Below are 19,735 nucleotides of genomic sequence, written 5' to 3' on the forward strand. Positions count from 1 at the left end.
GGGGTACGGCGCCCGGCCCCTCCCGTGTGACCCAGCTCCCTTGATTTACGCTGGGAGCACCTGCCGCGATACGCTTCTACCGCTAGGAAGAGCCTCTATTCGGAGTTGACTGTGACCTTCATCTCGACCACCAAAGACGCTGACGTCGTACTCATCGGAGGCGGCATCATGAGCGCCACTCTGGGTGCAATGCTCAAGCAACTCGAACCAGACTGGAAGATTGTGCTGTTTGAACAGCTCGGTTCGCCAGGTTTGGAATCCTCCAGTCCCTGGAACAACGCCGGCACCGGCCACTCCGCGCTCTGCGAGCTGAACTATTCACCGATGGCCAAGGACGGCTCCGTTGATCCGGCGAAGGCGCTGAACATCAACGAACAGTTCCAGCTCTCCCGCCAGTTTTGGGCACACATGGTGGACAACAACATGATCGGCTCCCCCAGGGGCTTCATCAACACCGTCCCGCACATGAGCTTTGTCATCGGCGAGCCGCACCGGAAGTTCCTCAAGACCCGGCACCAGGCCCTGGCCGGCAACCCGCTGTTTGCGTCCATGGAGTACACCGAGGACCCGGCACAGATCGCCGAATGGGCGCCGCTGGTGATGAAGGGCCGCGACCCGCAGCAGGTGGTGGCCGCAACCCGTGCAGCCGAAGGAACCGACGTCGACTTTGGCGCCCTGACCCGCGAACTCATCGGCTACATGGACCACAACGGCGTCGAGGTGAACTTCAACACCTCCGTCACCGATGTCCAGCGGACCGGCGACGGCCAGTGGGACATCGACACCAAGCACCCCTCCTCCGGGGAGCGCGGCCGCATCAAGGCAAAGTTCGTGTTCATCGGCGGCGGCGGCGGGGCCCTGCACCTGCTCCAAAAGTCCGGCATCCCCGAGGGCAAGGGCTTTGGCGGCTTCCCCGTCTCCGGCCAGTTCTTCCGCTGTACGGATGAGGCCATCGCTTCCAAGCACAGCGCCAAGGTCTACGGCCAGGCCTCCGTGGGGGCCCCGCCCATGTCCGTCCCGCACCTGGACACCCGGTACGTGGGCGGCAAGCGCTCCCTGCTCTTCGGCCCGTACGGCGGCTTCTCCACGAAGTACCTGAAGACCGGCAGCTACCTTGACCTGCCCGGCTCCATCCGCCCCGGCAACATCATCCCCATGCTCGCCGTGGGCAAGGACAACCTGGACCTGGTGAAGTACCTGGTCAGCGAGGTCACCAAGTCCCACGCCGGCAAGGTGGAGGCGCTCCACGAGTACTTCCCCGGTGCCGACGGCAACGACTGGGAGCTGATCACAGCCGGCCAGCGCGTGCAGATCATCAAGAAGGACGCCAAGAAGGGCGGCGTGCTGCAGTTCGGCACCGAGGTCATCACCTCGGCCGACGGAACCATCTCCGCCCTGCTGGGCGCATCCCCGGGTGCGTCCACGGCCGTGCCGATCATGCTGCAGCTGCTCCAGCGCTGCTTCCCGCGCAAGTTCAAGCTCGAATGGCAGGATTCGCTGCGTGGCATGATGCCCACCTACGGCACCAAGCTCAATGAGAACGCGGAGCTGTTTGCGCAGACCCTCGCCGCCACGGCCGCGTCCCTCCAGCTGCAGACCGACGCAGCCTAGCGTTCCCGCCCGGCAGGGCCGGGCAGACCAGGCATAACGCAGTGGGAGTGTATTGATGTTTCGCTTGGCACGGATGTCGCTGGGCAACCGGGCGCTGATTGCGCTGATCACCGTCTTCGCCGTGGTGTTCGGCGTGATCACGCTCGGTTCGCTCAAGCAGGAACTGATCCCCTCCATCGAGTTCCCGCGCATCACCGTGGTCTCGGCCATGCCGGGCGCGTCGCCGGAAGTGGTGGACAAGCAAGTTGGCGCCCCGCTGGAGGCTGCCCTGAACGGCGTCGAAGGCCTCGAGAGCAGCACGTCGACCTCCCGCAGCGGCGTCTCAACGATCAACCTGTCCTTCGCCTACGGCACCAACCTGGACCGGGCCCGGAACCAGATTGACCGGGCCATTTCCAATGTCGCCCCCAAACTGCCGGACGGTGTGCAGCCGCAGCCCATTTCCGGCAGCATCGACGATTTCCCGATCGTGTTCCTTGCCGTGTCCTCGGACCAGGACCTGGCAGCCCTGAACACCAGCCTGCAACGCCTGGCGGTGCCGGCGCTGCTGAAGATCGACGGCGTGCGCAGCGCCGACGTCACCGGCGCCAACACCCAGCACATTGCCATCCTGCCCAATGCGGCCAGGCTGTCGGCGGCCGGGCTGAACCCCGGCTCCATCACGAAGGCGCTGAAGAACAACGGCACGCTGGTGCCCGTCGGGTCGCTGGGCAACCAGGGCCTGACGCTGCCCATCCAGGCCGGCAGCCCCGTCGATTCGCTCGACGCCATCAAGGCCCTGCCGCTGTCCGGGGGCAAGGCGGCCACGGCCCCCACGATCGGATCCGTGGCTAGCGTGGCGCTGGCGGATGATCCCACCACCTCCATCACGCGCACCAACGGCAAGCCCACGCTGGCACTGTCCATCACCAAGACACCCGGGGCGGACACCGTGACGCTCTCGCATGAGATCGCCGCGCAGCTGCCCCAGATCCAGGCCTCCCTGGGCCACAACACGAAGTTCACCACCGTCCTGGACCAGGCGCCGTTCATTGAAAAGTCCATCCACGACCTCACCCAGGAGGGCTTGCTAGGACTCGGCTTCGCCGTCGTGGTGATCCTGGTTTTCCTGCTGTCCGTCCGCTCCACCCTGGTCACGGCGATCTCCATCCCGCTCTCGCTGCTGGTGACGTTCATCGGGCTATGGGCCACGGGCTATTCGCTGAACATCCTGACCCTGGGCGCCCTGACCGTCGCGATCGGCCGGGTGGTGGACGACTCCATTGTGGTCATTGAAAACATCAAGCGGCACATGGGTTACGGCGAGGACAAGAAGGCAGCCATCCTTTCCGCCATCCGCGAGGTGGCCGGCGCCATCACGGCGTCCACGCTGACCACGGTGGCGGTGTTCCTGCCCATCGCGTTTGTGGGCAGCCTGGCCGGGGAACTGTTCCGCCCGTTTGCCCTCACCGTGACGTTTGCGCTGCTGGCCTCGCTGCTGGTGTCGCTGTCCATTGTCCCGGTGCTGGCCTACTGGTTCCTGAAGTCCCCCGCCGGCACCGCGGACGACGCCGGCACCGCCCTCGCCGGGCAGGCGCTCCTTCGCGCCGTGGAAGGGAAGGAACGCAGCTCCTGGCTGCAGCGCGGCTACCTGCCTGTGCTTGCCAAGACGCAAAAGCACCCCGTCTACACGCTGCTGGCCGGGGCTGTCATTCTGGGAGCAACGCTGGCCATGACGCCGCTGCTGCCCACCAACCTGCTCGGCGACACCGGGCAGAACAGCATGACGGTCAACCAGGCGATGCCCGCGGGCACCAGCCTGGACGTCACCGACGCCGCGGCGAAAAAGGTCGAGGCCGTGCTTGCTGGCATCGACGGCGTCCAGGACGTGCAGGTCACGGTCGGCAACGCCTCGGGCGGCTTCTCCTCGCTGCTTTCCTCGGGGGCGTCCAGCGCCTCCTTCCAGGTCATCACGAACCCCGACGCCGACCAGGTGAAGCTGCAGGACACCGTCCGGAAGGCCGTGGCCCGCATCAAGGATGCCGGGACCATTGCGCTGGGAGCCTCCGGCGGCGGCTTTGGCACCTCAAACTCGGTGGACGTCATGGTGAAGGCGGGCACCGGCGTCGAACTCCAGGCGGCGTCCGACACCCTGGTGAAGGCCATGGCCGGCCTGCCCGGTGCGCAGTCCGTTTCCAGCAACCTCTCCGGCGCGCAGCCAGTGGTGCAGGTCAGCGTGGACCGGGCCAAGGCCGCCGCGGCGGGGCTGGACGAGGCACAGATCACCGGGCTGCTGGCGGCCACCGTCAGCCCCATCCCGGCCGGGACGGTGCGCATCGACACGACCGACTACAAGGTCCAGGTGGGCACTGGCAGGACCTTTGACTCCGTGGCGGACCTCGCCGCGGCCGTCATCCCCACCGCCGCCGGGCCCGTGCCGCTGGGTTCCGTCGCCACGGTGAAGCAGGTGGACACGCCGCTGACCATCACCTCCTCCAACGGCCAGCGGACGGCCACGGTCTCCGTGGTGCCGGAAGCCAACTCGCTGGGCTCGCTGAGCGCCGAGGTGCAAAAGAAGCTCGATGCCGTGACACTGCCGGCCGGTGCCATTGCCACGATCGGCGGCGCGGCCACGCAGCAGGCCGATTCCTTCCGGCAGCTGGGGCTGGCCATGCTCGCTGCCATCGCCATCGTGTACGTGATCATGGTGGCCGCGTTCAAGTCGCTGGTGCAGCCGCTGATCCTGCTCGTCTCCATTCCCTTTGCGGCCACGGGCGCCATCGGGCTGCTGCTCATCACGCGCGTGCCGCTGGGCCTGGCGTCCCTGATCGGCATGTTGATGCTGGTGGGCATCGTGGTCACCAACGCCATTGTGCTCATTGACCTGATCAACCAGTACCGCCGTCCCTCCGGCGACCGGCCGGCCATGAACGTGGCCGACGCCATTGAGCACGGCGCCCGGCAGCGCCTGCGCCCCATCCTGATGACGGCGCTGGCCACCATTTTCGCGCTGACGCCGATGGCGCTGGGCGTGACGGGCGGCGGCGGGTTCATCTCCCAGCCCCTGGCCATCGTGGTGGTGGGCGGACTCGTGTCCTCCACCCTCCTGACGCTGGTGCTGGTGCCGGTGCTGTACCGCCTCGTGGAGGGCCGCAAGGAAAGGCGTGAGCTGCTGAAGGCGCTGAAGACGGTGCACCGGCCGGCTGCCGGTCCCGGCCGCGGCCCCGGCGGCCCGGCGTCGCCGGCGCAGCCCGCGTTCGAGGACTGGACCACGGGTGCCATCCCGAAGGTCCGCGGCCGCCGCGCCGCCCTCGACTAAACCCCGCCCGGGCCGCCCCTCCCCTGTCCTTGTTGCAGATCCTGGCCCAAAAAGGGACATTTCAGCGGATTTTCGTCCAAGAGCTGCAACATGGATGGCGGGTGGGGCCCGGTTGTGGATAACTTAAACGCCCACTGCCGGAAATTGCCATGCTTGGGGGCATGGCAGCGCTTGACCGTCTTCCCGAAATGTTCCGGGCAGCCCCGTTCACCCTCGAGGAAGCGCGCGCGGCCGGAAGCAGCTACGGCGAGCTGTGCCACCGCGACGTGGTCACGCTCAGCCGCGGCATCAAGACCTTGAAGAACGACGCCGACCTCCCCCTGGCGCTCCTCACGCGCCCCTATACCGTGGTCACCGGATATTCGGCCGCCTCCCACGGCACTGCGCTGGCCATCTGGGACATTCCGGGGTTCCTTCCCGGTCAGGACGGCAAGGCGATCCATATCTCCCGCCAGTACCCCCGCGTCCCGGCGCGGCGGCGCGGGGTGGCCGGCCACCGCACCATGTTCCGCGACGACGAAGTCTGCATTCTCGACGGCCTGTGGATCACCACCAGGACAAGGACTTGGCTGGACTGCGCCCGCAAGATGGCAGTTGCTGAACTGGTGGTGGCTGCCGACCACCTTGTCCGTATCCCGCGGCCCGTATTTGAAGGCCGCAGCGAGCCCTACGCAACCCTTTCGGAACTCGCCGTTCTCCTGGAACGGCATCCGGGAACGCCGGGCATCGTGAAGGCACGTGAGGCGCTGCACCTGGCCCGGACCGGCTCCGACTCGCCCCAGGAAACCAGGCTCCGCCTGGCGTGTGGGCAGGCAGGCCTTCCGGAACCCCAACTCAACGTTGCCGTCCGGCTCACCGACGGGGTGGAACGGACACCCGACCAGTCCTACCGGGACTACAAGGTCGCTGTCGAATACGACGGAGCAACGCACGCCGATCCACGGCAGGTGGAAAGGGACGTCGCCCGGGAAGAGGACTATGCCCGGGCGGGCTGGAAGGAAGTGCGCATCATGAGGAGGCACATGGCCAACGACGCCCAGGAAGCCGTCCGCAAGGTCCGTGCGGCCCTCCACGAACGCGGCTGGCGGCCCTCCTAAGATCTGTGTTGCAGCTCTTGGGTCAAAACCGGCCATTTGCGCCGAAATCGGTCCAGGACCTGCAACATGGATGCTGCGGGGAGGTGCCAACCGCTGCAGGAGGAGGCCCGGGAACATTTTGGGCCTTCCCCGGGTTGGACCGTATATTAGATGCAAACGCATATATATCCCGGGTCGCGTCCGGGAGACCAAGGAGCACACCATGCAGTTCGGAATATTCAGTGTTGGCGACATCACCATGGACCCCACCACGGGCCGGACGCCCACCGAGCACGAACGCCTGAAGGCCATCACCACCATCGCCAAGCATGCCGAGGACGTCGGCATGGACGTCTTTGCCACCGGTGAACACCACAACCCGCCGTTCTACCCCAGCTCCCCCACCACCATCCTGGGCTACATCGCTGCGCAGACGGAGAAGATCATCCTCTCCACGACCACCACGCTGATCACCACCAACGATCCCGTGAAGATCGCCGAGGACTTCGCCACCCTCCAGCACCTTGCCGAGGGCCGCGTGGACCTGGTCCTGGGCCGTGGAAACACCGCCCCCGTCTACCCCTGGTTTGGGAAGAACATCCAGGATTCGGTGGAGCTGACGGTGGAAAACTACGCCCTGCTGCGCCGCCTCTGGGATGAGGAAGTGGTGAACTGGGAGGGCAGGTTCCGCACGCCGCTGCGCGGCTTCACCGCCACACCGCGCCCGCTCGACGGCGTTGCCCCCTTTGTCTGGCACGGCAGCATCCGCACGCCCCAGGTTGCCGAGATTGCCGCCTACTACGGCGACGGCTTCTTCGCCAACAACATCTTCTGGCCCAAGGAACACTACATCCAGTTGATCAACCTCTACCGGGAACGCTTCGCCCACTACGGCCACGGCACCCCGGAACAGGCCATTGTGGGCCTGGGCGGCCAGTTCTTCATCCGGAAGAACTCGCAGGACGCCGTCAACGAGTTCCGCCCGTACTTCAACAACGCCCCCGTCTACGGCCACGGCCCGTCCATGGAGGACTTCACCTCCCAGACCCCGCTGACCGTTGGCAGCCCGGCGGAAATGATTGAAAAGACCCTGGCGTTCCGCGACTACTTCGGCGACTACCAGCGCCAGCTGTTCCTCGTGGACCACGCCGGCCTGCCGCTGAAGACCGTCCTGGAACAGCTGGACCTCTTCGGCTCGGACGTGCTCCCCACGCTCCGGAAGGAGTTTGCGGCGAACCGCCCGGCCAACATCCCGGAGGCCCCGACGTTCGCCGCCCGGAAGGCGGCAAAGGAAGCCAAGGAGGCCGCCGGCGTCGAGCATGAAACGGCTGGCGGTGTGGGCGCATGATCTCCGCCGCAGCCCACCGACGCCTCGCCACCGAGGCGTGGGAATCGCTGCTGCGCTCGCAGGTGGCCGTGATGCGCGAACTCCACAAGGAACCCATTTTCAAGAAGGTGGGCAGCCGCGAGTACGACGTCCTGTTCAACCTCTCGCGCTGCCCCACGGGCTGGCTGCGCCTGAATGAACTCAACGACAACGTGTTGCTGACCCAGCCGAGCATCTCCCGCCTCGTGGAGCGGCTGGAGGCGCGCGGCCTGGTGCAGCGCCGGACGCCCGACGACGACCGGCGGGGTGTGCTGATCGGGCTCACCGAGGCGGGCGCGGCCCTGCAAAAGGAGGTGGGGCGGGCGCATGTGCAAAACATCATGCAGCTCATGGAGGAGGCCCTCAGCGATGCCGAAATGCAGACGCTGTTGGAGCTGACCGGCAAGTTGCGCTCCGCCGTGGCACTCCGGGCCGGCGGGGCGGCTGCGGCCGCCGCTGCGGTCAGTCCAGCACCTTCAGCGACGTGACCATGCGTTGGATGTCCAGGTAGCCGCCGGTGCGCATGTAGGCCTGGGCGTCCGCGATCGTGGCAAAGGCACGCAATCCGGCGGACCCGTCCAGGGCGCTGGTGAACTGCCGGACGTCGCCGAACATGTAGGCGCCCAGGGCGTTCGACTGGACGGTGTTGTGGACCAGGCAGGCCTTCCCGTCGGCCCCGCCCGCCTGGTCGGTGATGCCATATGACGCGTAAAAGTGCGTGCCGCCCTGGATCACGCGGTAGACGAAGCGCGGGGCCACGGCGGCCGCGCCCGTGTTGTCCGAGGGAATCTGCAGCGGGATGCTGGCCAGCACGGTGTAGGGCCGCTTCGCCGCGGCCGGGCAGGTCCCGCCCGGCGCCGGGAGGTGCGTTTGCAGGGTGGCCATGAGGTCGCCGGAACCGCCGCGCACCTCGACCCGGATGCCCTTGCCGGGCTTCCCGGGCACCAGCTGCGTGGTCCAGGCGGCGGGCAGGTCAAAGCTGACGGTCCGGGCCGGGTCCGTATACGTCTTCCATTGCGCGGCCGTGGACCCCGCCGTTGACGTGGCGCTGCCCGTGGCTGCGCCACCCGTGGTTTCCGCGGACGACGGCGCCGGGCCGGCCTGGGTGTCTCCGCCGGCCGACGCTGCGGGGCTGGCCGCGGTGATCGTCACCCCGCAGGCTGCCAGTGACAGGGCGGCCGCCAGCCCCGTGGCCGCCAGGAACCACGCCCGCAATTGCCTGCCTCCACTAAAACGTTGCATTGCATCCCCTCAAAGGTCCGTTTCCCCCCTTCGGGACCAACACTAGCCATCACGGCCGTGGCCGCGTCGGCGGCGCGCCATCCTGGTCGCCGTCCGGGGAGGCCCGGGTCGGTTCACAGGCCCTTGACCAGCTCCCGGTAAAACACCACGCCGGCGCCCAGGGAGGCGATGCGCACCTTCTCGTCGATGCCATGCAGGCTGGCCCGGTCGGCGTCGTCCATCAACAGCGGGGAGAAGCGGTAGACGGCGGGGCAGATGGCGGCGAAATGTCGGGAGTCCGTGGCGCCGGTCTGCACGTACGGCGTAACCACCGCCTCCGGATAGGAGACGCCGACGCTGCGCGCAATGAGTGCAAACTGGGCGTTGGTGAAGGAGGAGACCGGCGAAGGGCTGTGGCCGCTGCGGAACCCCAGCTCGACGGCGGGGTCGTTGATGGTGCGCCGCACGCGTTCGAGGGTGCCTTCCACGGTCTCCCCGACGGCGATGCGGATGTTGGCATGGGCCCGGGCCGTGGCCGCAAGCACGTTGGCGCCATGGCTGCCTTCAAGTTCCGTGATGGCCACGGTGGTGCGCGTCATGGCGCGGGTTTCATCACCGAGGGCGTCAAACAGTTTCGTCACTAGTCCCTTGAACGCCCACATGTTCGACGTCACCAGCCGCAAGCCCAGGCCGCTGTTGGCGCCGGTCCTGCGCAGCATTTCCACAACCGGCGCCGGCATGGACTGCGGAAACGGGTTTTCCTCCAGGGCCATGATGGCACGGGCCAGGCGCGCTGTGGCACCCATTTTCGGCGGCGTCGAGGCGTGTCCGCCCGGGCTGCGCGTGAGCAGTTCAAGGTCCAGGACACCCTTTTCCGCGACCCCGACGACCGCGGCCGGCGGCGCCAGCCCCGGAAACGCGTTTTCAGCCACGGCACCGCCTTCATCGAGCACCATCCAGGGCCGGACGCCGCGGCCGTTCAGCAGCGATGCCGCCGCCGCGGCGCTGTCCCCGGCGGTTTCCTCGTTGTTGCCCAAGGACAGGTACACGTCGCGTGCCGGGGTGAAGCCTTCCTGCACCAGCGACTCCACGGCGCTGAGGATGAGTACGACGGCGCCCTTGTCGTCGAGCGCGCCGCGCCCCCACACGTGGGTCCCGTCCTGGTGGCCGGAGAACCCCGGATGGGTCCAGGCGTCGCGCGCGTCCACAGGCACCACGTCGTAGTGGGCCATGAGCACCGCCGGCGCGGCATCGGCCCCCGGCCCCGCACCCGGCCATTTGAAGAGCAGGGCGTGGCCATTGACGAACTCGCGTTCCAGGTGCGCGTGCACACCGGGGAAGAGGCGGGCCAGGGCGTCGATGAAGCCGGTGAATTCATCCAGTTCAATCTCGTCCCGCCGGCGGGAAAACACCGTGCGGAAGCGGATCAGTTCGCCCAGCCGGTCTGCGGCGGCCCGGGCGAAGTCCGCTCCGATGGCGTCCGGGTGCGCAGTCCCGGCACGCTCCCCCGTCTTTGCCGCCTGGGCTTCGGCGCCCGCGCGCACGGCACGCGCGCCCATGACGGCTGCGGTTCCGGCGGCACCGGCCGCGAGCGCTGCGGCGACGGCACGGTTCACTGACTTTGCGCTGACGCGTCCCATGGCCAAAGTCTAGGTCACGGTCCCCGTCCCGACCGAAGGTAGGATGTCCTCATGACCTTCGTCCCGTACCGCCTGGCCCGTGTCCGCCCCCTCGATGCAGAGGCGGGACCACTGCCGGAGCAGTTCTTTGTCCGCAATGATGCCGCGGACTTCGCCAGCGCCGAAGGCGGCGTCTGGACCGTGGTCGAGTCCCCCTTCCCCACGTCCCCCGCCAACCAAAACAGCCGGGCCCGGGCCGGCTGGACCACCGGGGCGACGGTTGTCGAGAGCCAGTTCACCTTCCTGGCCCCGTGCTCCCCCTCCAACGTGTTCGGGATGGCCCACAACACGGGGGCACCCGGCCGGGCCCTGCCGCCGCAGGCGTTCCACAAGGCGGCCAGCTCCGTCGTCGGCCCCGGCGAGGCGATCAGGCTGCGCCCCGGGGCGGGGTACGTGGACCCCGAAGCCGAGCTGACCGCCGTCGTCGGCAGGCCGGCGAGGAACCTGACCCTGGACAATGCGCGTGAGGCCATCCTGGGCTTCACCATCGGCAACGACGTCTCCGACCGCGACGCCCAGAAGAGCGACGAACTGTGGCTGAGCGCCAAGAGCCCCGACACGTTCACCCCGCTGGGACCGTGGATCGTGGTCGGCCTCCAGGACCGCGGCCAGCCCATCGGCATCGTGCACAACGGCACCGAACTGGCGCAGGGGTCCACCGACGACCTCGGCTGGGGTGTGGAGGAGATCCTCGTCTACCTCAGCGGCTTCATGACCCTGCAGCCGGGGGACGCCATCCTCACCGGATTCCCCGCCGAATGCCGCCGGATCGTGCCCGGCGACGAGGTGGCGTGCCGGATTGGCGGCATCGGGGAGCTGTGCAATCCGGTGGTGGCCGGCCTCTGACCGCGCCCTGTGCAGGGCGTTCTCACAGCGAATACACAAGCAACGTTTTGGGCAGCCCCAACCTCAAGTGGCAGTATTGGTGACAAATGGCAACTACACCTCCGGGCGAACCTGCAGCCCTGGAACCAGGTCCCAACACTGGAGCCGGCGGGACAGCGCCAGTGGCCATGTCACCGGCGGCGATGAAGCACATCGTCCTGCTCGACCAGCTGCGCGGATTCGGCATCGTTGCCGTGATTTGCACAGTGGTTTCCATGCTGATTTTTGCCGCGCTGCGCCACCCCCTCGGCACCCAGTGGGCCAATGCCATCTCCCTGGTGCTGTGCTCGGTGCTCAACACGGAGTTGAACCGGCGCATCAGCTTCGGCATCACCGGCCTGCACCTGTGGTGGCGGGACCAGCGGCGCGGGCTGTGGATCATGCTGCTGGCGCTCGGCATCACCAGCGGCAGCCTGTTGGTCCTCCACGCGGTTTCGCCCAAAGCGTCCCTGGCCACTGAGCTTGCCGTGATCGTGCTGGGCAATGTGGCCTCCGCCGTGACCCGGTTCGTGCTGCTGCGCTATTGGATTTTCCGTCGGCTGCGCCACGGCGCCACCGCCGTGCCGCTGCACAACTGACCCGGCTGGGCCGCCGCGGCATCGCGGCTTATGCCCGCAGCCGCTTGATCCGCCCCATGGCGGCTTCGAGCTCCTGGGCGGCCGTGGCCAGCTGGGCCTGCGTGGTCTCCGCCCCAAAGCTGAACCGCAGCGCTGTCTGGGCCACCCCGCGCGCGTACCCCATGGCCGTGAGCACGGCTGACGGCTCGTCGGAGCCTGCCGCGCAGGCCGAGCCGGACGAACACACGATGTCCCGCCGCTCCAGTTCCAGCAGCACCGATTCGCCGCTGGTGCCGGGGAAGCAAAACGACGCCACGGACGGCAGCCGCCGGGTTCGGTGACCCGTCAGCTGCGCGCCGGGAACCCTTGCCAGGACCTGGTCGATGAAGCCGTCCCGCAGGGCCGTGGCCTGGCCGGCGGCGGCGTCGCGGCCGGCTTCCGTGAGGCTCAGCGCGGTGGCCAGGGCCACTGCGAACGCCACGTTTTCCGTGCCGGAGCGCGTGCCGCGTTCCTGCCCGCCGCCGTGGACCAGCGGCTCGCAGGGCACACCGGCGCGCAGGTACAGCAGGCCCACGCCTTTCGGCGCGCCAAGCTTGTGGCCGGAAAGGGCCAGCGCATCGACGCCCAGCCGCTGGACGTCAAGGTCCAGCCAGCCTGCGGCCTGCACGGCGTCGGTGTGGAACGGCACGCCCAGCCCGCGGGCGGCCGACGCCAGCGCCGGGATGTCCTGGACGGTGCCGACCTCGTTGTTGGCATACATGACCGAGGCGACCGCCACGTCGCCGGCCAGCAGGCGCACAAAGCCCGCCGTGTCCACCAGGCCGTCGGCCCCCACGGGCACCATGTCCACCGTGAAGCCGTGGACTCGCCGGAGGTAGTCGGCCGACTCGGCAATGGCCGGATGCTCGATGGAGCTGATGACAATACGGGTCCGGCACGGGTCGGCGGCGCGGCCGGCCAGGGCAATGCCCTTCAGGGCAAGGTTGTCCGCCTCGGTGCCGCCGGAGGTGAAGGTGAGCTCGCCCGGGTGGCAGCCCAGCACGGCTGCCGCCTGGGTGCGGGCGCCGGCCAGGGCGGAGGCGGCCTGCTCCCCCAGTTCGTGGTGGCTGGACGGGTTGCCGAACTGGTTGGTTAAAAACGGGAACATGGCCTCAATCACCTCGCGGCGCACCGGTGTGGTGGCCGCGGCGTCGAGGAAGATCATCGTCAGGCCTCGATGGCGATGTCCAGGCCCAGGTCCAGGGCCCGTACGCTGTGGGTCAGGGCGCCGACGGAGATGATGTCCACGCCCGTGCGCGCAATCGCGGCGATGGTGGCCAGGTTGACGTTGCCGCTGGCCTCCACCAGCGCCCGGCCGTTCACGAGCGCCACACCTGCCGCGAGTTCTTCGTTGCTGAAGTTGTCCAGCATGATGGTGTCCACCCCGGCGGCGAGCACCGGTTCGATCTGCTCCATGTTGTCCACCTCGACCTCGAAGTGGACGGTGTGCGGCAGCTGCGCACGGACGCCGGCGAGCGCCGGCGTCAACTTGGCGGGGTCGCCGCCGGTGAGCACCGCCAGGTGGTTGTCCTTGGCCAGCACGGCGTCGGAAAGCGAGAAGCGGTGGTTGTGCCCGCCGCCGCAGCGCACCGCGTAGCGTTCCAGCGCGCGCAGGCCGGGGGTGGTCTTGCGGGTGTCGGTGACGCGGGCCCTGGTGCCTTCGATGAGCTTGGCATATTCGGCGGTCTGGGTGGCGATGGCGCTCATCCGCTGGGTGAGGTTCAGCGCGATGCGTTCGGCCGTCAACACGGCCCGCGCCCGGCCGGTGACGGACATGATCCGCTGGCCCTTCACAAACGGCTGGCCGTCGGCGACCAGCTGTTCCACCTCGGCAGCCGGATCCTGCATCACCATGGCCGCGGTGAACACGTCCCCGCCGGAAAAGATGCCCGGTTCGCGCGCCACGAGCCAGGCTGTGGCCCGTGCCGTGGCGGGCAGGAGCGTGGCGGAGGTGATGTCGCCGTACGGTGCGTCCTCCACAAACGCCGTGCGCAGGATGTTGTCCACAATCGCGCCGGGCAGGGTTGGCAGCGGGGCGGTGGGGGCAAGGTCGACGGCGTTCATACTGTTTCGCTTTCAAGGACGGGAAGGCTGGTGGGAAGGTGGGCATCGTCGCCGCTGGCGGGCCGCACCGGGGCGTGCGGGCCCTGGACCTGGGGGTGCGGGCCCCGCCCGGGCGCGGGGACCTGGGGGAAGTCGCTGCGGCAGTGGGCGCCGGCTGAATTGCTGCGGGCCAGGGCCGCGCGGACCAGCAGTTCGGCCCCCAGGAGGAGGTTGGCCAGTTCGGCTTCGGCTTGAGTGGCGGGCTGTCGGGCCAGGCCGGCTGCCTCCTGCCGCCACACGGCAAGCTGCCGCGCGGCCTCCTGGAGGCCGGCAGCATTGCGGACCACCCCGGCATGGGCTCCCATGAGGCGCTGCAGCGCCTGCCGCGTCAAGGGCACCGGCCGGGCCCCGCCGGCCCGGGCAGGGGCCGGCCCGGGCCAGCCGGGCAGGCCTCCCCCGTATGGCACTTTCACGGCAACTTCTTCCTGGCGCGGGGGGCGGCCCACGGGCACCGGGCTGGCGCCATCCCACGCGCTGGCGAATCCGGGCGCCGTGGACTGCACGAAGGAGTCCACTGCGCGCCGGCCAAACACGAGGCCTTCGAGCAGCGAGTTCGAGGCGAGGCGGTTGGCGCCGTGGACACCGGTGCAGGCCACTTCGCCGGCCGCGTAGAGCCCCGGCAGGGACGTCTGCCCGTCAAGGTTGGTGGCCACCCCGCCCATCCAGTAGTGGGCTGCGGGCGTGACGGGCAGCCACTGGCTGGTCCAGTCAAAGCCGAGTTCGCGGGTCCGGGCGGCGATGGTGGGGAACCTCCGCGCCAGGTAGCCTGCCCCGCGTACGTCCTCCACGCCAGTGGCATCCAGGAAGACGGTTTCGCCGGCGGCTGCACCCATGCTTGACAGGTGCGCGGCGATGCTCCGGGAGACCACGTCGCGCGGGGCCAGGTCTGCCTCGGGGTGGTACCGGGACATGAACGCGGTCCCGGTGCTGTCACGCAGCACGGCACCCGCACCGCGGACGGCCTCGGAGACCAGGAAGTGACCACCAACGGCAAGGGCCGTGGGATGGAATTGGAAGTATTCCAGGTCGGCAACGGCCGCCCCTGCGCGCCAGGCGGCGGCGAGCCCGTCGGCCGTGGCCACGGCCGGATTGGTGGTGAAGTCGAACAGCTGCCCGGCTCCCCCGCTGGCCAGCAGCACGGAGTCGGCCGGGAGTTTTCGGCGCCCCCCGTCCTGGGTCAGCAGCGAGATCCCGGCGACGCGACCGGCGTCGAGCACCAAGTCGCTGACAAAGGAATGCTCAAGGATGGTGACCGTGCCCAGTTCCTGGGCGTCACGCACGGCGCGGATCAGCCCGTCGGCGATGGCCGCGCCGGTGGCGTCGCCGCCGGCATGGAGGATGCGGGCGGCGGAATGGGCGCCCTCAAGCCCCAGCGCCCGGCGCCCGGTCCTCGCATCGCGGTCAAAAACCACGCCGAAGCGCTCCAGTGCGGCGATGTCAGCGCGGGCCTCGCCGCACAGGATGCGCACGGCGTCGGGGTTGCACTGGCCGGCACCGGCCTTGAGGGTGTCGGCGATGTGCGCCTCGACGGTGTCCCCGGGGGCGGCGTCGCCGGGGCCCAGCACTGCGCAGATGCCGCCCTGGGCGAAGTGGGTGTTGCTCTGCGCCAGCGCACCCTTGGTGACCAGGGTGACGCGCAGCCCGGCTTCGGCAGCCAGCAGGGTGCTGAACAGGCCGGCGATGCCGCTGCCCACCACGGCCAGGTGCGAATTGCGGGCACTCATGCGCGCGGGTCTCCCTGTGTGGCGGGCTGCCGGGTCCTGGATGCGGCCTGCCGCGCGGAGCGTTCCTGCACCGAGCGCGGCTTGGCGGCAAGCATGCGTTCGAGCGCCACCCGTGCGTTGACGGCCGTGGCCTCGGGGACGGTGATCTGGTTCAGGACCTCCCCGCGCACCAGCCCCTCAAGCACCCAGGCCAGGTAGCCGGGGTGGATGCGATACATGGTGGAGCAGGGGCAGATGACGGGGTCCAGGCAGAAGATGGTGTGCTGCGGGTACTGGGCGGCCAGCCGGTTCACCATGTTGATTTCGGTGCCGATGGCAAAGGTGCTGCCGTCCGGGGCGGCCTGGACGGCCTTGAGGATGTAGTCGGTGGAGCCGGATTCGTCGGCGGCGTCCACCACCTCCATGGGGCATTCGGGGTGGACGATGACGCGCACGCCGGGGAAGTCGGCGCGCGCCTGGTCGATCTGCGCCGTCGTGAAGCGCTTGTGCACGGAGCAGAAGCCCTGCCACAGCACCACCTTGGCGTTATCCATGACGTCGGCGGTGTTGCCGCCCAGGGGCAGGCGGGGATTCCACAGCGGCATCTGCTCCAGCGGGATGCCCATGGCCTTGGCCGTGTTGCGGCCCAGGTGCTGGTCGGGGAAGAACAGCACGCGCTGGCCGCGTTCGTAGGCCCATTCGAGCACGGTGGCGGCGTTGGACGATGTGCACACGATCCCGCCGTGCTCGCCGCAGAATGCCTTCAGGGCCGCCGAGGAATTCATGTAGGTCACGGGGATGACGGGCACCCGGCCGTCGGCATCCGGCTCGGTGCCGTACAACTTCTCCAGCTCGGCCCAGCAGGCCTCCACGGACGGCACGTCCGCCATGTCGGCCATGGAGCATCCGGCGGCCAGGTTGGGCAGGACCACCGACTGGTGCGCGCCGGAGAGCATGTCCGCGGTCTCGGCCATGAAATGCACACCGCAAAACACGATCGCCTCGGCAGCGTCCCTGGCCTTTGCGGCGTTGGCGAGCTGGAAGGAGTCGCCCAGGAAATCGGCAAACCTGACCACCTCGTCGCGCTGGTAAAAGTGGCCGAGGATGACAACGCGGTCGCCAAGTTCGGCCTTGGCGGCCAGGATGCGCGCGGTGAGTTCGTCGTCGGACGCGTCCTTGTACTCCTGCGGCAGCTGGCCCTGGCGCGGGGTGGCCGCCGGGGCGGTGTCCGCGTTGGAGGCGCCGGGGCCGTAACCCGGCGTGCCGGCGAGCGCCTCCGCCAGGTCGAACTCCCAGGGCCCCTGGGCCAGGGCGTCGTCGCAGCTTTCCTGGGCCCGGCCCGGCTTGCCTTTGGCCCCGGAGCCCGGCGCTTCGGCCTGGCTGCGGGTGATGAGCTGGATGGTGGTGTTGACGGATGGCATGGTGTGCTCCAAGGGGTGGGACGGGAACGTGGAAGGAGGGGTGGGACGGCGCAAGTCACGCATTGTCTGCGCGGGGATGGGGGGCCGGGGAGTCTTCGGCGATGTTTCCGGTGTAGCGGTAGAGACGGGGCGGGCGATGCTTGCCGCCCTGCAGGTATTCGCCGGTGGGTTCAATGTGGGCGGTCTGCTTGAGCTGGCGCCGGAAGTTTGCCGGGTCCATGGTGCGGTCCAGGACTGCCTCGTACACCTCGCGCACCTGGGCCAGCGTGAACGTTTCGCCCAGCAGGTGGTACGCGATGGGGCCGTACGCCATCTTGTTGCGCAGCCGCCAAAGGGCATAGTCAACAATCTGGTTGTGGTCGAAGGCGAGCGTTTCCAGCCCGTCGGCCCGGAACCACTTCACGTTTTCCGACTCCTGCGCCATCTCCGCCTCGGTGGGCTGCACCATGGCCCAGTACACGATCGAGACAACGCGCTGGCTCGGCGAGCGGTGGAGGCCGCCAAAGGCGTACAGCTGTTCCAGGTAGCTCGGGGCCAGCCCGGTGGTGTCCTGCAGGTTGCGTGCCGCCGCATCCTGCAGCGATTCCGCCTGGGTCAGCGGCCCGCCAGGCAGCGCCCACAAACCCTGGAACGGCTCGCGGATCCGGCGCACCAGCGGCAGCCACAGGGTGGGCCGGCCGCTGGCTTCGCTGGGGCGCAGGGCAAAGATGACGGTCGATATTGCCAATGCCGGTGGCTGGGCCAGCCGTTCGCTGACGTTGGCCGCACTGGCAAAAGGCTGCCGTTCCATGCCGTAGCGCCCCGCTTCCTTAGTTAAAGTCATGTTGACTACAACTGATTCTACGGCCTCGTGCCGGCTGAAACAAACTTTTTGGCGAAAAAGTCGCTGCCTGTCAGCCGGCCGGGCACCGGCCGGACCAGGAGTTCGGCGGCGCTGCTTGTGCGGATTTAACGCGCGTTTGAGCCCCGCCAGCCCGTTTTACGTGCGCCGTCGAACCGTCCCCCAGGCGTCAGGCAGCGGGCCGCCGTGATCAAAGGGCTTCCGTCCCACGGGGCGGGTGTGGGTGGCTGCGGCCACCGCGGTTTCCGGACCGGCGGCAACCGGTCCGGGGGCGCGCCCGTCCCGCGGACTTGGGAGCAGGCAGGTGGCCGGTGGATAATGACCCCTTGGCAGGGCACCGCCCGGCCGCCCGCGCAGGGCCGCCCAACGGCCCCGACCAAAACTGCTGCACCCGTGACGCCGGCCCCGTAAACCCGGCACCGCCCGTGCCGCACCGAACCAGCACCCCGAAGAAGGCCGACCCGTCCATGAGCACCCAGCCGACCGCTGATACGCAAACCGCACCACCGACCACCGGCCTGGGCCATTCCCTCAAACAGCGGCAGCTCACCATGATGGGGTTGGGCAGCGCCATCGGCGCCGGGCTGTTCCTGGGCTCCGGCAAGGGCATCGAGGCGGCCGGCCCCGCCGTCCTGATCTCGTACCTCACCGCCGGCACGCTGATCATCCTGGTCATGTGGGCCCTGGGCGAAATGGCCGCGGCCAATCCCAACTCCGGCGCGTTTTCCGTCTACGCACAAAAGGCGCTGGGCAGCGTGGCCGGATCCACGGTGGGCTGGCTGTGGTGGCTGCAGCTGGTGGTGGTGATTGCCGCCGAGGCCCTGGGCGCCGCATCCCTGCTGGTCACCGTCTGGCCCGTGCTCCCCGTCTGGGCCCTGACGCTGGTCTTCATGATGGCGTTCACAGCCGTCAACCTGACCAGCGTAAAGAACTACGGCGAATTCGAGTTCTGGTTTGCGCTGCTGAAGGTGGCCGCCATCGTCCTGTTCCTGGCCTTTGGCGCAGCCCTGCTGCTGGGCTGGATCCCCGGTGCCACGTCCCCGGGCCTGGGCAACTTCACCAGTCACGGCGGCTTTGCCCCCAACGGGCTCACCGGCATAGCGACGGGCCTGTTCGTGGTGGTGTTTGCCTTCGGCGGCACGGAAATTGTGGCGGTCGCCGCCGCCGAAACGGCCAACCCGGCCCGCAGCGTGGCCATCGCCGTGCGGACCGTGGTCTGGCGGATCCTGGTCTTTTACATCGGATCCATCTTTGTCATTGCCGCCGTGCTCCCCTGGAATTCCACGCACCTCGATTCGCCGTTCGCGGGCGTGCTGGACTCCGCCGGCGTCTCCTGGGCCGGCACCGCCATCACGCTGGTGGCCGTCGCCGCCCTGCTCTCCGCCCTGAACGCCAACCTGTACGGCGCCTCCCGCATGGTCTATTCCCTGGCGGAGCGTGGCGAGGCCCCGCGGTTCTTTGCCCGCACCAGTGCCCGCCGGGTCCCGCTCGCCGCCGTCGCGGTTTCCGTGGCCTTCGGATTCGCCGCCGTCGTCCTGGAACTGCTCTTCCCGGGCCGGGTGCTGGACGCCCTGCTGAACCTGGTGGGCTCCACCTGCCTGATCGTGTGGGGCACCGCCCTGGTCTCCCAGCTGGTCCTTCGCCGCCGGGCCGACCGCGACGGCACCGCGCTCCCCCTGCGCATGAAGGGCTTCCCCGTCCTGACCGGGATCGGCCTGGCCCTGCTCGCCGCCATTTTCGCCGTCGGCTTCTTCGGCGCCCAAAGCCGCATGCAGCTGATCGGGACATTCGCCCTCGTGGCGGGAATCGCCGTCGTTTGTTGGCTGGCGGGGCGCCGCCAGGCGGTGGCGGCACGCCGCTGACCGGGCCGAGATTGCTTCCGCCCGGGAATGTGACTACCGTCTCAGGTGGACGGTGTGCTCAACGGTGCGCATG

General features: G+C 68.8%; 14 protein-coding genes and 1 pseudogene. 8 read left to right on the top strand and 7 right to left on the bottom strand.

Annotated elements, in window-relative coordinates:
* The first annotated feature begins 111 nt into the window (after positions 1-111).
* The 5 genes from MMF96_RS04035 (at position 112) to MMF96_RS04055 (ending at position 7,839) form a co-directional block, all read left to right on the top strand.
* Positions 112-1,611, top strand: a complete 1,500-nt coding sequence (locus MMF96_RS04035) for a malate:quinone oxidoreductase (RefSeq protein ID WP_256882629.1) — start codon at positions 112-114, stop codon at positions 1,609-1,611.
* A 55-nt stretch (positions 1,612-1,666) separates the two neighbouring features.
* Positions 1,667-4,909, top strand: coding sequence for an efflux RND transporter permease subunit (locus MMF96_RS04040; RefSeq protein WP_256882630.1), 3,243 nt, complete (start codon positions 1,667-1,669; stop codon positions 4,907-4,909).
* A 161-nt stretch (positions 4,910-5,070) separates the two neighbouring features.
* Positions 5,071-6,006 (top strand): endonuclease domain-containing protein, encoded by a 936-nt coding sequence (locus tag MMF96_RS04045; RefSeq protein ID WP_256882631.1) that lies wholly within the window; start codon positions 5,071-5,073, stop codon positions 6,004-6,006.
* 202 nt (positions 6,007-6,208) lie between these two features.
* Complete coding sequence (locus tag MMF96_RS04050; protein ID WP_256882632.1) at positions 6,209-7,333, top strand: LLM class flavin-dependent oxidoreductase; 1,125 nt, start codon at positions 6,209-6,211, stop codon at positions 7,331-7,333.
* The gene (locus tag MMF96_RS04055) at positions 7,330-7,839 is read left to right on the top strand and encodes a MarR family winged helix-turn-helix transcriptional regulator (protein ID WP_256882633.1); all 510 of its coding nucleotides are present in this window, start codon (positions 7,330-7,332) and stop codon (positions 7,837-7,839) included. Before MMF96_RS04050 ends, MMF96_RS04055 begins: the two co-directional genes overlap by 4 nt.
* Here MMF96_RS04055 and MMF96_RS04060 read toward each other — a convergent pair.
* Both MMF96_RS04060 and MMF96_RS04065 read right to left on the bottom strand, forming a co-directional pair.
* Positions 7,814-8,593, bottom strand: coding sequence for a hypothetical protein (locus tag MMF96_RS04060; RefSeq protein WP_256882634.1), 780 nt, complete (start codon positions 8,591-8,593; stop codon positions 7,814-7,816). The genes MMF96_RS04055 and MMF96_RS04060 overlap by 26 nt on opposite strands.
* 113 nt (positions 8,594-8,706) lie before the next feature.
* Positions 8,707-10,212 carry a M20/M25/M40 family metallo-hydrolase gene (locus tag MMF96_RS04065; protein ID WP_256882635.1) on the bottom strand — a complete coding sequence of 502 codons (1,506 nt, stop codon included), beginning with the start codon at positions 10,210-10,212 and terminating at the stop codon, positions 8,707-8,709.
* 51 nt (positions 10,213-10,263) lie between these two features.
* On the opposite strand from MMF96_RS04065, the gene MMF96_RS04070 reads away from it, so the two are divergent.
* Both MMF96_RS04070 and MMF96_RS04075 read left to right on the top strand, forming a co-directional pair.
* Positions 10,264-11,097 carry a fumarylacetoacetate hydrolase family protein gene (locus MMF96_RS04070; RefSeq protein ID WP_176616557.1) on the top strand — a complete coding sequence of 278 codons (834 nt, stop codon included), beginning with the start codon at positions 10,264-10,266 and terminating at the stop codon, positions 11,095-11,097.
* A gap of 167 nt (positions 11,098-11,264) precedes the next feature.
* Complete coding sequence (locus MMF96_RS04075; protein ID WP_256882690.1) at positions 11,265-11,714, top strand: GtrA family protein; 450 nt, start codon at positions 11,265-11,267, stop codon at positions 11,712-11,714.
* 28 nt (positions 11,715-11,742) lie between these two features.
* On the opposite strand, the gene MMF96_RS04080 is transcribed toward MMF96_RS04075, so the two are convergent.
* The 5 genes and pseudogenes from MMF96_RS04080 to MMF96_RS04100 all read right to left on the bottom strand — a co-directional run bounded on the left by MMF96_RS04080 (position 11,743) and on the right by MMF96_RS04100 (position 17,782).
* The gene (locus MMF96_RS04080) at positions 11,743-12,897 is read right to left on the bottom strand and encodes a cysteine desulfurase family protein (RefSeq protein ID WP_256882636.1); all 1,155 of its coding nucleotides are present in this window, start codon (positions 12,895-12,897) and stop codon (positions 11,743-11,745) included.
* A gap of 2 nt (positions 12,898-12,899) precedes the next feature.
* Entirely contained in the window at positions 12,900-13,796 is an 897-nt protein-coding gene (gene nadC / locus MMF96_RS04085; RefSeq protein WP_256882637.1) for a carboxylating nicotinate-nucleotide diphosphorylase, read from the bottom strand.
* A complete protein-coding gene (locus tag MMF96_RS04090) occupies positions 13,793-15,559 on the bottom strand; it encodes an L-aspartate oxidase (RefSeq protein WP_256882638.1) in 1,767 nt (588 codons plus the stop codon). Before MMF96_RS04090 ends, nadC begins: the two co-directional genes overlap by 4 nt.
* A 77-nt stretch (positions 15,560-15,636) precedes the next feature.
* Positions 15,637-16,959 (bottom strand): annotated as a pseudogene (gene nadA, locus MMF96_RS04095) (quinolinate synthase NadA); the annotation flags it as partial.
* Between the two features lie 55 nt (positions 16,960-17,014).
* On the bottom strand, positions 17,015-17,782 hold the full coding sequence (locus tag MMF96_RS04100) for an NUDIX domain-containing protein (protein ID WP_256127833.1): 768 nt from the start codon (positions 17,780-17,782) through the stop codon (positions 17,015-17,017).
* Between the two features lie 485 nt (positions 17,783-18,267).
* Here MMF96_RS04100 and MMF96_RS04105 point away from each other — a divergent pair, with 485 nt between their 5' ends.
* The gene (locus tag MMF96_RS04105; RefSeq protein ID WP_256882691.1) at positions 18,268-19,662 is read left to right on the top strand and encodes an amino acid permease; all 1,395 of its coding nucleotides are present in this window, start codon (positions 18,268-18,270) and stop codon (positions 19,660-19,662) included.
* The last annotated feature ends 73 nt before the right edge of the window (positions 19,663-19,735 follow it).

It is taken from the genome of Arthrobacter sp. STN4, assembly GCF_024539665.1.
Taxonomy (GTDB): Bacteria; Actinomycetota; Actinomycetes; order Actinomycetales; family Micrococcaceae; genus Specibacter.

What these genes read in the sequence shown, in the direction of transcription:
- MMF96_RS04080 (WP_256882636.1), bottom strand. Translation starts at nt 12,897, where the DNA reads ATGATCTTCCTCGACGCCGCGGCCACCACACCGGTGCGCCGCGAGGTG.
- MMF96_RS04105 (WP_256882691.1), top strand. Translation starts at nt 18,268, where the DNA reads ATGAGCACCCAGCCGACCGCTGATACGCAAACCGCACCACCGACCACC.
- MMF96_RS04075 (WP_256882690.1), top strand. Translation starts at nt 11,265, where the DNA reads ATGTCACCGGCGGCGATGAAGCACATCGTCCTGCTCGACCAGCTGCGC.
- MMF96_RS04065 (WP_256882635.1), bottom strand. Translation starts at nt 10,212, where the DNA reads ATGGGACGCGTCAGCGCAAAGTCAGTGAACCGTGCCGTCGCCGCAGCG.
- MMF96_RS04100 (WP_256127833.1), bottom strand. Translation starts at nt 17,782, where the DNA reads ATGACTTTAACTAAGGAAGCGGGGCGCTACGGCATGGAACGGCAGCCT.
- MMF96_RS04090 (WP_256882638.1), bottom strand. Translation starts at nt 15,559, where the DNA reads ATGAGTGCCCGCAATTCGCACCTGGCCGTGGTGGGCAGCGGCATCGCC.
- MMF96_RS04045 (WP_256882631.1), top strand. Translation starts at nt 5,071, where the DNA reads ATGGCAGCGCTTGACCGTCTTCCCGAAATGTTCCGGGCAGCCCCGTTC.
- MMF96_RS04055 (WP_256882633.1), top strand. Translation starts at nt 7,330, where the DNA reads ATGATCTCCGCCGCAGCCCACCGACGCCTCGCCACCGAGGCGTGGGAA.
- MMF96_RS04040 (WP_256882630.1), top strand. Translation starts at nt 1,667, where the DNA reads ATGTTTCGCTTGGCACGGATGTCGCTGGGCAACCGGGCGCTGATTGCG.
- MMF96_RS04060 (WP_256882634.1), bottom strand. Translation starts at nt 8,593, where the DNA reads ATGCAACGTTTTAGTGGAGGCAGGCAATTGCGGGCGTGGTTCCTGGCG.
- MMF96_RS04070 (WP_176616557.1), top strand. Translation starts at nt 10,264, where the DNA reads ATGACCTTCGTCCCGTACCGCCTGGCCCGTGTCCGCCCCCTCGATGCA.
- MMF96_RS04050 (WP_256882632.1), top strand. Translation starts at nt 6,209, where the DNA reads ATGCAGTTCGGAATATTCAGTGTTGGCGACATCACCATGGACCCCACC.
- nadC (WP_256882637.1), bottom strand. Translation starts at nt 13,796, where the DNA reads ATGAACGCCGTCGACCTTGCCCCCACCGCCCCGCTGCCAACCCTGCCC.